General features: G+C 29.7%; 17 protein-coding genes. 7 read left to right on the top strand and 10 right to left on the bottom strand.

The features are described 5' to 3' along the window. The first annotated feature begins 17 nt into the window (after positions 1–17). The 4 genes from purS to gatA are packed head-to-tail and all read left to right on the top strand — an operon-like array spanning position 18 to position 2,604. Entirely contained in the window at positions 18–269 is a 252-nt protein-coding gene (gene purS, locus VJY38_RS08160; RefSeq protein ID WP_353680197.1) for a phosphoribosylformylglycinamidine synthase subunit PurS, read from the top strand. After that, positions 266–970 carry a phosphoribosylformylglycinamidine synthase subunit PurQ gene (purQ, locus tag VJY38_RS08155; protein ID WP_353680196.1) on the top strand — a complete coding sequence of 235 codons (705 nt, stop codon included), beginning with the start codon at positions 266–268 and terminating at the stop codon, positions 968–970. Before purS ends, purQ begins: the two co-directional genes overlap by 4 nt. Positions 971–985: 15 nt before the next feature. Further along, the gene (tatA, locus tag VJY38_RS08150; protein ID WP_353680195.1) at positions 986–1,189 is read left to right on the top strand and encodes a twin-arginine translocase TatA/TatE family subunit; all 204 of its coding nucleotides are present in this window, start codon (positions 986–988) and stop codon (positions 1,187–1,189) included. Further along, on the top strand, positions 1,186–2,604 hold the full coding sequence (gene gatA, locus VJY38_RS08145) for an Asp-tRNA(Asn)/Glu-tRNA(Gln) amidotransferase subunit GatA (RefSeq protein WP_353680194.1): 1,419 nt from the start codon (positions 1,186–1,188) through the stop codon (positions 2,602–2,604). Before tatA ends, gatA begins: the two co-directional genes overlap by 4 nt. Before the next feature lie 94 nt (positions 2,605–2,698). Here the strand turns inward: gatA and VJY38_RS08140 are convergent, their stop codons facing one another. From VJY38_RS08140 to VJY38_RS08125, 4 genes are read right to left on the bottom strand one after another with little or no spacing between them, the layout of a single operon-like run. Then, positions 2,699–3,361, bottom strand: coding sequence for an SGNH/GDSL hydrolase family protein (locus VJY38_RS08140; protein WP_353680193.1), 663 nt, complete (start codon positions 3,359–3,361; stop codon positions 2,699–2,701). A 7-nt stretch (positions 3,362–3,368) separates the two neighbouring features. After that, entirely contained in the window at positions 3,369–4,526 is a 1,158-nt protein-coding gene (gene pelA / locus VJY38_RS08135; RefSeq protein WP_353680192.1) for a pectate lyase, read from the bottom strand. Positions 4,527–4,539: 13 nt separating this feature from the next. Then, positions 4,540–5,346 (bottom strand): alpha/beta hydrolase, encoded by an 807-nt coding sequence (locus tag VJY38_RS08130; RefSeq protein WP_353680191.1) that lies wholly within the window; start codon positions 5,344–5,346, stop codon positions 4,540–4,542. A gap of 26 nt (positions 5,347–5,372) precedes the next feature. Continuing rightward, positions 5,373–5,726 (bottom strand): cupin domain-containing protein, encoded by a 354-nt coding sequence (locus tag VJY38_RS08125; protein ID WP_353680190.1) that lies wholly within the window; start codon positions 5,724–5,726, stop codon positions 5,373–5,375. Positions 5,727–5,858: 132 nt separating this feature from the next. Between VJY38_RS08125 and sucD the strand changes: the two genes are divergently transcribed. The 3 genes from sucD to VJY38_RS08110 are packed head-to-tail and all read left to right on the top strand — an operon-like array spanning position 5,859 to position 8,352. After that, positions 5,859–6,830, top strand: a complete 972-nt coding sequence (gene sucD, locus VJY38_RS08120; protein WP_353680189.1) for a succinate--CoA ligase subunit alpha — start codon at positions 5,859–5,861, stop codon at positions 6,828–6,830. A gap of 25 nt (positions 6,831–6,855) precedes the next feature. Continuing rightward, the gene (gene ndk / locus VJY38_RS08115) at positions 6,856–7,290 is read left to right on the top strand and encodes a nucleoside-diphosphate kinase (RefSeq protein WP_353680188.1); all 435 of its coding nucleotides are present in this window, start codon (positions 6,856–6,858) and stop codon (positions 7,288–7,290) included. 36 nt (positions 7,291–7,326) lie between these two features. Further along, positions 7,327–8,352, top strand: coding sequence for a DUF6263 family protein (locus tag VJY38_RS08110; protein ID WP_353680187.1), 1,026 nt, complete (start codon positions 7,327–7,329; stop codon positions 8,350–8,352). Positions 8,353–8,420: 68 nt separating this feature from the next. On the opposite strand, the gene VJY38_RS08105 is transcribed toward VJY38_RS08110, so the two are convergent. The 6 genes from VJY38_RS08105 to tgt all read right to left on the bottom strand — a co-directional run bounded on the left by VJY38_RS08105 (position 8,421) and on the right by tgt (position 13,756). After that, positions 8,421–9,731, bottom strand: a complete 1,311-nt coding sequence (locus tag VJY38_RS08105; protein WP_353680186.1) for an NfeD family protein — start codon at positions 9,729–9,731, stop codon at positions 8,421–8,423. Positions 9,732–9,904: 173 nt separating this feature from the next. Next, complete coding sequence (locus tag VJY38_RS08100) at positions 9,905–10,501, bottom strand: HNH endonuclease (protein WP_353680185.1); 597 nt, start codon at positions 10,499–10,501, stop codon at positions 9,905–9,907. Further along, a complete protein-coding gene (locus tag VJY38_RS08095; RefSeq protein ID WP_353680184.1) occupies positions 10,502–11,302 on the bottom strand; it encodes a DNA-methyltransferase in 801 nt (266 codons plus the stop codon). Positions 11,303–11,334: 32 nt separating this feature from the next. Continuing rightward, positions 11,335–12,225: an agmatinase gene (speB, locus tag VJY38_RS08090; protein ID WP_353680183.1), complete on the bottom strand. Its 891-nt coding sequence runs from the start codon at positions 12,223–12,225 to the stop codon at positions 11,335–11,337. Between the two features lie 67 nt (positions 12,226–12,292). Further along, positions 12,293–12,604: a preprotein translocase subunit YajC gene (yajC, locus tag VJY38_RS08085; RefSeq protein ID WP_353680182.1), complete on the bottom strand. Its 312-nt coding sequence runs from the start codon at positions 12,602–12,604 to the stop codon at positions 12,293–12,295. Between the two features lie 3 nt (positions 12,605–12,607). Next, positions 12,608–13,756 carry a tRNA guanosine(34) transglycosylase Tgt gene (gene tgt, locus VJY38_RS08080; RefSeq protein WP_353680181.1) on the bottom strand — a complete coding sequence of 383 codons (1,149 nt, stop codon included), beginning with the start codon at positions 13,754–13,756 and terminating at the stop codon, positions 12,608–12,610. Positions 13,757–13,819 lie beyond the last annotated feature (63 nt).

Genomic DNA, 13,819 nt, shown 5'->3' with positions numbered 1-13,819 from the left:
ATCTATGGAGTATAAAATTGTTTAAAGCAGTTGTAATTGTTAAACGAAGACCAACTATTCTTGACCCTGAAGGGAAAGCAGTTGAACAAGGTGCAAAATTACTTGGCTTTAATAATGTTAAAAATACAAGAATTGGTAAGTATATAGAATTTTTTGTTGATACAAACGACAGAGAAGCTGCTGAAAAAGAAGTACTTGAATATAGCCAGAAATTATTATCTAACCCAATAATGGAAGATTTCGAATATACAATTGAAGAAGTAAAATGAAACCTAAATTTGGTGTTATAATATTCCCCGGTGCTAATTGCGATCACGATGCCTATTATGCAACTAAAAAAGTATTAGGCTACAATGCAGAATTTATATGGCATAAAGAAAGAGATCTCAAAGATTGCGATGTGATAATTTTACCCGGAGGATTTTCTTATGGAGATTATTTAAGAACAGGAGCTATTGCAAAATTTTCTCCTGTTATGGAAGAAGTAATAAAATTTGCAAACAATGGAGGTATTGTTTTAGGAATTTGTAATGGATTTCAAATTCTGCTTGAAACGGGATTACTACCTGGAGCCATGCAAAAAAATCGCTCACTTAAATTCATTTGTAAAGATGTTTATTTAAAAGTTGAAAACAAGAATACAATATTTACAAGCTCGATTAAACAGGATGTAATTAAAATTCCAATAGCACATGGCGAAGGTAACTATTATGCCGATGATGAAACTATTAAATCTCTTGAAGAAAATAATCAAATTGTATTTAAATATTCTTCAAAAGAAGGGAAAGTCTCCAGTGAGTTTAATCCAAACGGTTCAATTAAGAACATAGCCGGAATAATAAACAAAAATGGGAATGTACTTGGAATGATGCCGCATCCCGAACGAGCTTGCGACCCTATTCTCAAAAGAACTGATGGTTCTTTAATCTTTAAATCTATAGCTGAAAATATTTTTGTGAATCAAAAGTAATAATAGGAGGAATTTATGTTTGGTAATTTAGGAGCTTCTGAGATATTGATAATTGTTCTTGTTGTTCTTTTACTTTTCGGTGCCAAGAAAATACCAGAATTAGCACAAGGAATTGGCAAAGGAATGCGTGAATTCAAAAAAGCACTTCGTGAAGTCGAAGATGATATCAAATCAATAGATAACATTGAAGACAAAGATAATAAGGGTGATAAATCTTGAAAGAATATAAAAATCATTTTGAAAAATTATCTCAAATTAGAGAAGGTAAATTATCTCTTATTGAAAATGTTAACTATTTCTTAAAAAGAATTGAAGAAAATTCAAAACTCAATTGCTATAATTTTGTATTTAATGATTGCATCCAGCAAGCTGAATTAATAGAAAATAAAATTAAAAATGGAAATGCTGGAAAACTTGCTGGAATGGTTATAGCAATTAAAGATGTTCTTGCTCTAAAAAATAAACCAATGACCTGTTCATCTAATATTTTAAGGAACTTCATTTCAATTTATACTGCAACAGCTGTTCAAAAATTAATCGACGAAGATGCCATTATTATTGGCAAAACTAATTGTGATGAGTTTGCAATGGGTTCATCGAACGAAAATTCTGCATTTGGTCCTGTATTAAATCCACATGATAATTCACGTGTTTCTGGAGGATCAAGTGGAGGTTCGGCTGTTGCAGTTGCAGCCGATTTATGCGATGTTTCACTTGGTACCGATACAGGTGGTTCAATACGTCAACCTGCAGCTTTTTGTGGTATTCTTGGTCTAAAACCAACTTATGGTAGAGTATCAAGATATGGATTAACTGCTTTTGCATCTTCGTTCGATACAATTGGTCCCTTTGCAAAATCTATTGAAGATATCGCTCTTGTATTGGAAGTAATTTCTGGAAAAGATGAAAAAGATTCTACAAGTTATGATTTACCTGTACCCGATTTCTCTAAAAACCTTTTTACAGATAAAAAATTTAAGATTGGAATTCCCAATGAATATTTTGGGGAAGGTCTCGATAACGAAATTAAAAATGCAATTGAAGAACAAATTGAAAAATTAAAATCGAATGGTCATCAAATTTTTCAAATATCTCTTCCCCATACTGAATATGCTATTGCTACATACTACATATTAACAACAGCGGAGGCTTCATCAAATTTATCACGCTACGAAGGTGCTCATTATGGATTTAGAGCTGAACAATCAAGTAATTTAATTGAGATGTATACAGAATCTCGAAGTCAGGGATTTGGCAAAGAAGTGAAAAGAAGAATTATGCTGGGAACATACGTTCTTTCTGCTGGATATTACGATGCTTATTATCGAAAAGCTCAAAAAGTTAGAAGATTATTAAAGAATGATTTCATTGAAGCTTTTAAATCAGTCGATATAATTCTTACACCAACAACTCCAACAGTAGCTTTTAAGATTGGAGAAAAATCATCTGATCCACTTGAAATGTATTTGAGTGATATATATACAACTTCTGCAAATCTTGCTGGTATTCCTGGTATAAACATTCCTATTGCTAAAAATAAAGACGGATTACCAATAGGAATGCAACTAATGGCAAATCAATTTGAAGAACTGAAACTACTCCAGTTAACAAAATTAATCATGAACTATAACTAAAAAATATTACGATTAATTTTTGATACCACAATTAAAATGAACATCACAAATTTTAGCCGATCTTTTTTATAACTTTGTGATGTCCATAATCAATCTAATCAATTTTTAATTCTAAAATGGAACTAATTTTCTCAGAAACTTTTTCTGCTATTTCTTTATGACCAGCTAAATCTGGATGAACTCCATCATAAAAATTTTTTAATGATACAACATTAAATAAACTCATAAAATAGATATTCTCTTCGTTAGCTAATTTTTCATACTCTTTTTCGAGTTTGATTAATGATTGATATGTGTTCTCATTATATTTCTTTTGTTTATTTAAATCAGTCATGGTTTCCAAGCTAATACTGCAGGGGGAGAGCAATAAAATTTTTGTATCTGGAAGCTTATTTTTAATCTGTGTGATCATCCATTTCATATTTAATACACAGGAATTAACAAGACTGTCATTACCATTTTTTAAATCATTCACTCCAAGTAAAATTAAAATTAAATCAACATCTTTATGTTTTTCTAAAATAGGAAGTAATTCTTCTTTATCTGCTGTCTTTCTTCCTTTCCTGCCTTCATTTATCATAATAAGATTATCATATTTATTAGCTATTTGCTCAACCCATCCATTCCCTTCTACACCTGCACCATAAGTGATAGAATCTCCAAAGCATAAAATCCTGTATTTTGATTTTTGATTAATTAACATAAATCCACTCAATGTAATAATTGACAGTAATAACAAAATAAATTTTGTTTTCATTATTAACTCATTTTTTATTTAGAACATTTTCATTAGGTGCATATTTTTTTTGCCATTCAGGATATTTATTCAATACTTCTTGAGGTGCATATGTATACCATGTGTAGCCTGCTCTTCGTTCATGTTCAACTTCTGCTAACGAGTAAACAACTTTTCTATCACGATTGCAAAACAAAGGGCGATGCGTTTTTAATTCATAATATCTTGTCCAGATTGGTGGAGCTGTAGAATCGTTAATCACAATGCGATCATAATCAAAAGTACTATAATAGTATTTTTTTGGTTCAATCTTTTTTTCAACAATTCTTATCCCATTAATTTTAGATTCATCAAACCATTTAACAGCACTTTGAACTGCATTAATAATTTCTTTCGAAGGATTCTCGATACTCATTAAAAATAAGACCACTTCTGCACTTTCTGCATTACAGATTGAGGGAGGTTCAAAATTTCTTGCCCACTGCGGAAATAAGCCTACATTATCAGCTTGTTGTGGCCACGCAGTAAGTTTTCCATTATCATTAATCTGAGTTTTTAAAATACAATCGAGACCTTTTTCAAAAGCTTTTTTTACTTTTTCTTTTCTTACAGAATCTACAAAAGCATATTGTGGTTTATTCATTACAATATTATAAAGTACTTTCATTATTCCACTCATTACACCATCATTAAAAGTAATATATTTTCTATATCCACTTGTATCTGGATAAAACTGTGGCCATCCACCATTTGGATATTGTGCAGAAAGGATGAAATCAATTCCTTTAAGACAAGCTTCTTTATATCTATCATCACCAATTAAAAGATAGGCTTGAGCTAAATATTCAATCTGTGTATGTGTAGTCCAGTTATCGAATGTAGTATTCAATTGATTCTTTGCTTTTCTTAAAGAATCTTTTTGCTCTTCAGTTAATATTGCAAGCATATCATAATTTTTAGGCCAGCCACCATTTTCTTTTTGATAAAGCAAAATATTATCTGCAATTTCTTTTACATTTTCAGGTTTATATCGAGGATGACCAGGACGAGGATTAATTACATTTTCGTCAGAATAAATATCGTACCAGTGATGTGCACTATTTTGAAATCCAGAAACATCAGGATAATTTGTTTGTGCAAATAATAAGTTGGAATAAATGAATAAAAGACAAATTAATTTTTTCATAAATAATCCTTATTTAATACTCAATTGAATTTAACCATTCAAGAAAAATATTTCCCCAGGAAGCTGATCTTCCTCTTTCTTTTTCCATTCCAAAACCATGTCCACCTTTGTTGTAAATATGCATTTCAACATTTGTATTCTTTTTAATCAATTCATTATAAAAATTTATACTCTGCTCAACAGGAACTCGTGTATCGTCCGAAGCATGAATAAAAAAAGTTGGTGGGAAAGTATTTTTAACTTCTTTGTATAGATTCTGAAGCCATGGATAAATAAGTACAACAAAATTGGGGATATGATTCATGGAATCAATATTATCATTGATATAATTTTTATTTTCACTAATAATCATATTTGCTGCTAAATGTCCTCCAGCAGAAAAACCCATAATTCCAATTTTATCTGGATTAATATTAAATTCTCTTGCCTTTGCTCTTATAAATTTAACTGCTCTTTGTGCATCAATAAGTGCAAGATTTTCATTAAGCCTGTACTTAAGTATGAAAGCATTTATTCCATTACTATTAAGGAATTTTGCAACTTTTAATCCTTCCTTTTCATATGCAAGATGAGTATAGCCTCCTCCAGGGAAAATAATAATTGTAGGAGTATTTATTGTTCTATTATCTAATAGAAAAGCTGTTAATTCTGGTTGATAAATATTTCTGAAGCGACCATCAACATAAGTTTCGTTATTTAATGTATCTCCTGTACCCGGAGCTAAACCATTCCATATTTTTATTTTATTTTCCTGTGCATAAAAGTTAGTTACAAACACAATTATAAAAATTGTGAACAGAATTTTTTTAATATAAATCATGGCTTATTCTTTTTTGAATTTGTGATTTACTTTTTAATAAAATCTTCACGGTATGGATTAAATACATCAATTAATAGGCTATCTTCTTCAAGAGATACAACACCATGTTCAACATTTGAAGGAATAAAAAATACATCACCAGCTTTCTGGATTTTCTTTTGATTTTCGATGGTAACTTCAAAAGCTCCTTTAACTATATAAGTTACTTGTTTATGTGGATGTTTATGAACATATCCTATAGCACCTTTTTTGAATTCAACTGCAGTAAGCATCAAGTCTTTATCATAAGCCATTATTTTTCTTCTAACTCCATCTCCAACATTTTCCCATTGAATATCATCATTAAAAATAAAACCAGTTATACCAAAACTATTTTCCATTAAAACCTCCTTTTTTAAAAAACAAATTTACATTAAATGAATAAGATCAAAAAGAAATTTTATAAAGTTTATTTAAAAGGTTTTCTTAATTTTGTAAATAAAAAATTAAACAAATACACTAAGGATAAAACCATGAGTATTTTGCTGGATAAAAAAACAAAAGTAATAGTTCAAGGAATAACTGGCAGCGAAGGTTCTTTTCATACTCGACAGATGTTAGAATATGGAACAAAAGTAGTAGCTGGTGTAACTCCTGGAAAAGGTGGACAAAAATTTGAGGACACAGATATTCCGATATTCAATACTGTATCAGAAGCAGTGAAAGCTACAAAAGCCAATGCTTCTGCAATATTTGTACCCCCAGCTTTTGCAGCCGATGCAATTTTAGAAGCAGCAAATGCTGGTATTAAACTTATAGTTTGCATTACAGAAGGCATTCCAATTAAAGATATGATTTCTGTATATCATTCATTAAATGGTAAAGATGTACGATTAATTGGTCCAAATTGCCCTGGTATAATTTCTCCAGGTAAAGCTAAAATCGGAATTATGCCTGGATATATTCATAAAAAAGGAAAAGTTGGAATAGTTTCAAGAAGTGGAACTCTAACTTATGAAGCAGTTAAACAACTTACAGATTTAGGTATTGGTCAATCTACTTGTGTAGGCATTGGTGGCGATCCAATTATTGGTTCACGATTTATTGATATTATAAAATTATTTAATGAAGATCCTGATACTGAAGCTATAATAATGATTGGCGAAATTGGAGGGAATGCAGAAGAAGAAGCTGCCGAATTCATTAAAAAGTATGTTAAAAAACCTGTAGTTGGTTTTATTGCTGGTAGAACTGCCCCTCCGGGACGTAGGATGGGACATGCAGGCGCAATAATTTCTGGTGGCAAAGGAACTGCTGCTGAAAAAATGGCAGCAATGAAAAGAGCAGGCATTCATGTTGTTGAAAGTCCTGCTGAAATTGGTATTACAATGAAAAGAGTACTTGATAAAATTAAATCAACAAAAAAATTAAATAAAAAAATTAGTCTTAAAAATTCTTCTAATAAAAAGAAGTCAAATAAAAAATTAAAAAGCAAAGTAAAATAATTTAATAACAAATAAGGAGAGAAAATTGAGTAACAAAACTTTAGCTATTCTTAAACCTGATTGTGTAAGAAAAAATTTAATTGGAAAAGTTATTTCACATATACAGGACGCTGGCTTTAAAATACTTGCAATGAAAATGGTAAGACTAACACCTGATTCTGCAAAAGGATTTTATGAAATCCATAAAGAAAGACCTTTCTTTAATGACTTAATTGCATATATGACTTCAGGTCCATGTGTTCCAATTGTACTTGAAAAAGAAAATGCAGTTGAAGAGTTTAGAAAATTAATTGGGGCTACCGATCCAGCAAAAGCTGAAGAAGGAACAATAAGAAAACTTTATGCAGATAATATTCAGGAAAATATTGTTCACGGTTCCGATTCAAATGAAAATGCATTAAAAGAAATAGCTCATTTTTTCTCAAGAAAAGAACTTCTTGAAATCAATGGATGGAATTAACAAAAATATTTTAATCAAACAATAAAAAGAGATAATATGAAAAATGTATATTTATTAGTTCTATTAATTTCTATTCTTCTTATCACTTCTTGTAGTAAAAAAGAAGAAAAGTACAGTGGAGATATTTCAAAGGCTAAACTGGAAAGTATTGATCTAAAAGGCGAAAAAGTTTCTCTTCGCTACAAATTTGAAAAGGGCGATAAACTTAAATACAAGCTTACTGCTATCACATCAACATTTGAAAGTATTCAAGCCGATTCTTTAATGCAATCGAAATCTAATCAAACTACTACTTACATATTTGATATTGAAGTTCTTGATGTTGATGATGACAAAACTGCAGAATTATCTTTAAATATTTCTTCATTAAAAATTAATGCAGATATAAATGGTCAAAAAATTACTTTTGATTCCAATGTAAAATTAACTCCAGAAGAACAACAAAAGTATTTTGAATATTTATCCATTCATAACACTCCATATCGTGCAAGAGTAAGTGAAAAAGGAGAAGTAATTGAAGTATCAAGACTTGATAAGATTATCGATAAAATGAATTCTTTGCAGCCTCAAAAACAAAATTTAACTGCAGAACAAAAATCACAATTTGCTAAAAATCTTGGGGATGCATTAATAAAACCAATCACTCAATTACTTTTTAGAGAATTACCAAAAAAATCTTTAGCTAAAGATTCTACCTGGCAAAAAAATTATCCAGGTCAATTAAGTATCTTTAAAATTGATAATACAATTACTTACAAAGTAGAAGATTTCTTTAAAATAAATAATGATAAAGCTGCAAAATTAAGTGCTAATTTATCGTGCACCTGGACAGGCAATAAAAAAGGTGAAGATAATGGGATTAAATATAATTTCAATGATCCTAAAATATCAGGTTCAGGAAATATTCTATTTAATATCGATAAAGGAATTTTAATTAAAGCAGAAACAGAAACAAGTGTAGAAATTGTAGCAACTCTGGAAGTAAGAGATGAAACACAAAAATTAAGAAAAGCTGTTCGTAAAGATTATACTTTGAATAAAAATATAATCGAGTTACTTTAATAAGAGAGAACACAGACAATCATAAAACAAAAAATCAATTAAGATAAATATTACGATTGTCTGTGTTCTTATTTTTTTCCAACAACAATTTTTGAACCTTCAACTTTTTTAACAATAATAACTGAATTATTGGTAATAAAATCTCCTTCGGTTACAACATCTATTCTTTCTCCATCTATCAGAGCAGTTCCCGCAGGACGTAAGTCAGTTAAAGCAATCCCTTCTTTACCAATGAGATTTACAAATTTTTCTTTTAATGCGTAACCCGATTTTTCTTTTACACTTTCCTGTAATATTAATTTATTAAACATACTGGCTTTAGGTAAATATTTTATTAATGCTAAAATTATAATGCCTGTACCAATAAAAGTTATAGCAAGTTGTATAATTGCATATGAGATTAAATTCCAATCAACAAAAGAAAAGTCAGAAAGTAATCCCAGAAATAAACCAGCAATCATTAAAATAATTCCGATTATACCAAAAATTCCAAAGCCAGGTATCACAAATATTTCAACCAAAAGTAGAATAACTCCAAGAGCAAATATCAATATTTCTATAATTGAAGCAATTTGTAAAATATAACCTGAACCAAAAAAGAGAGCTAAACATACAATGCCTAAGGTGCCCGGTAATCCCCAACCTGGAGTTTTAATTTCAGTATACAAGCCTATCAGACCAAGCATAATAAGTAAAGACGAAACAATGGGATTATTTAAGAATCTTACCAAATCTTCTGCCCAGTTTGAAGTTACATTAATAACCTCTGCATTATTATATCCAAAAGCCTTTTTTAATTCTTCAAACGATGCAACAACTGTATCTGCCATTTTATATTTGAGAGCTTCTTCTGAAGTTAAAGTTATTAGTTTTGTGCTATCATCCTGCAAGTCTGGAACAACAATACTTTCATCAACCATACCTTGAGCAATATCAGTTCTTCTACCATTTTTTTCGGCAGTAGAACGCATTTCTGAGCGCATATATGATTGATATTTTTCAGATTGCTTTTGACCTGAAACATCAACAACAGTTGTAGCTCCCATAGATGCACCAGGAACCATTACTATTTTTTCGCAAGAAAGTGCAATTAAAGCACCAGCAGATATTGCTCTTTTATCAACAAAAGCAATAGTTTTTACTTTGCTATTTAGAATAGCATCTTTAATTTGAGTTGCTGCATCAATTCTACCACCAAATGTATTGATTCTAAAAACTACAGCATTTGCGTTGTTCTTTTCTGCTTCGGATATAACTCTTTTTACATACGGAGCTATACCTAAATCTATTTCTCCTTCAATATTTCCATAATAAATTTTTTGAGCAGAAATATTTATAAAGGAGAATAATATTAGTAGAATTAAAAGTAATTTTTTCAATTTTCCCTCAGTCATAATAAGCTTTTTGAAAATTCTATTTATAAACAACTTTAAGAAATATTGTTCTTAATTTATATTTAAATATTATTCTCTGAATTATTATTAGTAGTTAATACAAAGTTTTAAATAATTATTTTTTCTTTATCCTCATCGTGTTTAATTAATAAAAAGTTTTAATTTTTCTTTTTACCATTAGGTCTACTAATATGTCCATTTATTTCATATTTATCATAGATATCAAAAACATCTTTACAAAATTTTACCATACGTTCGTCTTTATTTTTTAATGCTTGTTTGTAAATTTTAATAAAATATCTTTTTCCTGCTTCTGTCTGAGAATAATTTTTTTTCAATAAATTATGTTCCATACATAATGTTTGACCATTTGATAATATATTTTTCCCACCTTTATCTTTTGGTATTATATGATCAACACATATTTCAACCCCATCATTAATACCTCTTCCACAAACAACACATTTGTAGTTATCTCTTTTAAATATTTTTTCTTTCATTTTTTGTGAAAAATCATAAATATTTTTATTTTGAACATAATCGGGGTCATATCTATATATACCTTTTTTAACCTTAATTAATTTACCTAATTGATGAAGCATTCTTATTTGTCTCCATACATCTCGTGGTTTTTTATTATATATTTTTTTATACTCTTCTTCTACCCAATCTACTACTGGTCCATGTGGTAAATCTTGCTTGGGATGATTTTTAAAAAACTCCATTACAAGATCGTTTATACTTTTATTTTTCATTTATATCTCCAAAATAGAATTTAAAGTAAGTTGATAAGACATAGATTCTTTCAAAATTCTTTTTTTAGCCAATTCACAATAATTTTTATCAACTTCAATACCTATCCCTTTTCTATTTGTTAAATTACATGCAATCAATGTAGTACCACTTCCTAAAAATGGATCCAAAATAATATCACCTACATAACTGAATAATTTTATACATCTTTTTGGTAATTCTAACGGAAATGGAGCAGGATGCCCAATTCTTTTTTTACTTTCACCCATAAAATTCCAGACTCCATTAGTCCATTCAATAAATTCACTTTTTGTTATATCAGACTTTTTACTACCGCTTATTTTTTTCCACTTTTTCTTATATAACACTACAATCATTTCAACAGGAGCAATTACATACGGTGCACTAGCAGATAGCCACGAACCCCATGCAGTTCTTCTTGATATATTTTGTTCGTTCCAGACTATAGTTGAATGATATTTAAAACCAACTTCTTTTGCTATAGTAACAATATCTGCATAAACACTCTGTTGCCCACCTTTATTTTTATCAAGTGGAATATTTAGGCAAAACCTTCCATCACTTTTTAACAGTTGATATGTCTTCTCAAGCCATTTATGTGTAAATTCTAAATATTTTTTATAATCAATATCATCTGTATAAGAATTATATTTTATATCTACATTGTAAGGTGGTGATGTGATAACCAAGTCTATTGATTCATCATTTATCAAATCAGTAGTTAAATAATCATCATTAATTATTTCAATATTTCCTGTTTTGAAGTAAATTTTACTTTTCATTTCATAACCTTACAAATCATTATCAATATTTTTTATCTTCCAATAAATGCATAATTCAACATTTTATAAGTAAGTTTCGCAGCAACAAAATTTGATGATGGATGAAATTTTGTTGGTGCTAATTCAACTACATCAAAACCCACAATATTTTTTTCTGATCCAACTATTTTAAGAAGATTCATTGTTTCATCCCAGAATAAACCACCAGGTTCTGGAGTTCCAGTAGCTGGAATTAGAGAGGGATCCAGACCATCAACATCAAATGTAATATAAACATTTTCTGTTAAGTTGTTTGCAACAATCTCCTGCCAATTTTCTCCGTACATTCCCATTTTAATTTCTCGAGCATAAAAAGTTTTAATTCCTTTTTTTCTTTTTAAATCCAACTCTTCAATGCATTGTGCACGTATTCCAACCTGAACAATATTAGAATTAAATTCCGCAACACGAGCCATAACACTTGCATGAGAATATTTTGAACCTTCATAGCTATCTCTTAAATCAGAATGTGCATCAATCTGAAGAATTGATAAATTCGGAAATCTTTCATTATATGCCATAATAGGTGCAGCTGACAAAGAATGCTCACCTCCGAGTGTTACAACAAATTTTCCTTCGTCAATATGTTTTGCTACTTCTTTATGGATTTTTTGTAACGATTTTTCAATAGATAATTTCTGTAGATTCATTAATTCCAGTGTACAAATCCCTTTCTCGAAACATAATTCTCTTTTCATCTCTTCATCATAAAATTCTACATAGTGAGAAGCTTTTAGTATTTCAATAGGTCCTTTACCTGTACCTTTCCCATAACTAACAGTTTTTTCCAATGGGACTGGCAAAATTACAATTTGAGAATTTTCATAATTAGAATACTTTTTTTCTATTCCAAGAAAATTTTGTTTGATACTAAGTTCTTTCATATTCCTCCTTTGAAATTATAAGACTGCCTTAATCAAAGAGATTAAGGCAATCTTTATGAATACAAGATTAATCTTTAAGAATTGTTACAATAGCTGAACGATCAAATTTCATTTTAACATTATTACCTACATCTATTAAAACAGTTTTTTCATCTAACTGGGCAACTGTTCCATAGAGTCCACTACTAAGAATTACTTTATCGCCCTTTTGCACTGATGCTAAAAGCTTTTCTCTTTCTTTTGCTCTTTTTTGTTGTGGTCGTATAATCATAAAATAGAATATCAAGAAGATTGCACCAAACATTATTAATGTGCTTATTAAACTACCTGCACCACCCTGTCCATTTGGTGGAGGTGCCATTGCAAATAATAGGTTCATTTTTTACTCCTCTTTTAATTGAACATTTACTGATATTTTTTTAATTACTTCATTTTTCCATTCTACAAATGTACCTTCTAATATCTTTTCTCGAGCTTTACGAACAAGATTAAGATAAAAAGTTAAATTGTGAATAGTTGCTAATTCCAAAGCTAATATTTCTTTAGCATTAAATAAATGCCTTAAATATGCTTTTGAAAAATTTTTGCATGTATAACAATCACATTCCGGATCAAGTGGACTGAAATCATCTTTATATATAGAATTTCTCATAGTAACAATTCCACAAGAAGTAAATAGATAAGCATTACGAGCATTACGAGTTGGCATTACACAATCAAACATATCAATTCCCAGTGCAATAGCTTCTAAAATATTTTCTGGTCTACCTACTCCCATCAAATATCTTGGTTTATTCTCTGGTAAAAAATCTGTTGTAAAATTCACTATATCGTACATAATTTCAGTTGGTTCTCCTACTGCTAAACCACCAATTGCATAACCATCAAAATCTAATCTTGTTAAATCTTTTGCTGAACTTTCACGCAAGTCTTTATAAACACTTCCCTGAACAATGCCAAATAAATATTGTTCATAACCATAAAGAGAAGTTGTTGAATGAAAAGCTTCTTTATTAAGTATTGCCCATTGCGATGTAAGTTCTTTAGATTTCTTTGCATATTCATATTCACATGGAAAAGGTGTACATTCATCTAATGGCATCATAATATCAGAACCAATACTCCTCTGAATTTCAATTACTTTTTGTGGAGTGAAAAAATGCATTGAACCATCGAGATGCGAACGAAATTCTACTCCATCCTTTTTTAATTTTCTAAGTTCAGATAAACTATAAATCTGGAAACCACCACTATCGGTTAAAATCGGTCTATCCCAGCTTATAAATTTATGTAAACCTCCAGCAGCTTCAAGAATTTTAGTACCAGGTCGTAGATACAAATGATAGGTATTCGAAAGAATAATTTCTGCTTTAACTTCTTCTTTCAAAACTCTTTGTGTAATAGCTTTGACCGTTCCCTGTGTTCCGACTGGCATAAATATCGGAGTTTTTACAATTCCATGTGCTGTATGGAATTCTCCTGCTCTGGCTTTTGAATTTTTATCTCTACAGTAAACTTTAAAATTTAGCAATTCATTTCAATTATTTATTTTCAAAGATAAAGAATTTTTGATTTATCCACCTGTAAGATAAAT

It is taken from the genome of Rosettibacter firmus, from assembly GCF_036860695.1.
Lineage (GTDB): Bacteria > Bacteroidota > Ignavibacteria > Ignavibacteriales > Melioribacteraceae > Rosettibacter > Rosettibacter firmus.
Note: the sequence above shows the minus strand (reverse complement) of the source record. Positions and strands in the feature narration are given on the sequence as shown.

Bases quoted from the DNA above. Each gene is read 5' to 3' on its own strand.
- purQ (WP_353680196.1), top strand. From the start codon at position 266: ATGAAACCTAAATTTGGTGTTATAATATTCCCCGGTGCTAATTGCGAT.
- tatA (WP_353680195.1), top strand. From the start codon at position 986: ATGTTTGGTAATTTAGGAGCTTCTGAGATATTGATAATTGTTCTTGTT.
- VJY38_RS08140 (WP_353680193.1), bottom strand. From the start codon at position 3,361: ATGAAAACAAAATTTATTTTGTTATTACTGTCAATTATTACATTGAGT.
- pelA (WP_353680192.1), bottom strand. From the start codon at position 4,526: ATGAAAAAATTAATTTGTCTTTTATTCATTTATTCCAACTTATTATTT.
- VJY38_RS08130 (WP_353680191.1), bottom strand. From the start codon at position 5,346: ATGATTTATATTAAAAAAATTCTGTTCACAATTTTTATAATTGTGTTT.
- VJY38_RS08125 (WP_353680190.1), bottom strand. From the start codon at position 5,726: ATGGAAAATAGTTTTGGTATAACTGGTTTTATTTTTAATGATGATATT.
- sucD (WP_353680189.1), top strand. From the start codon at position 5,859: ATGAGTATTTTGCTGGATAAAAAAACAAAAGTAATAGTTCAAGGAATA.
- VJY38_RS08110 (WP_353680187.1), top strand. From the start codon at position 7,327: ATGAAAAATGTATATTTATTAGTTCTATTAATTTCTATTCTTCTTATC.
- VJY38_RS08100 (WP_353680185.1), bottom strand. From the start codon at position 10,501: ATGAAAAATAAAAGTATAAACGATCTTGTAATGGAGTTTTTTAAAAAT.
- VJY38_RS08095 (WP_353680184.1), bottom strand. From the start codon at position 11,302: ATGAAAAGTAAAATTTACTTCAAAACAGGAAATATTGAAATAATTAAT.
- speB (WP_353680183.1), bottom strand. From the start codon at position 12,225: ATGAAAGAACTTAGTATCAAACAAAATTTTCTTGGAATAGAAAAAAAG.
- yajC (WP_353680182.1), bottom strand. From the start codon at position 12,604: ATGAACCTATTATTTGCAATGGCACCTCCACCAAATGGACAGGGTGGT.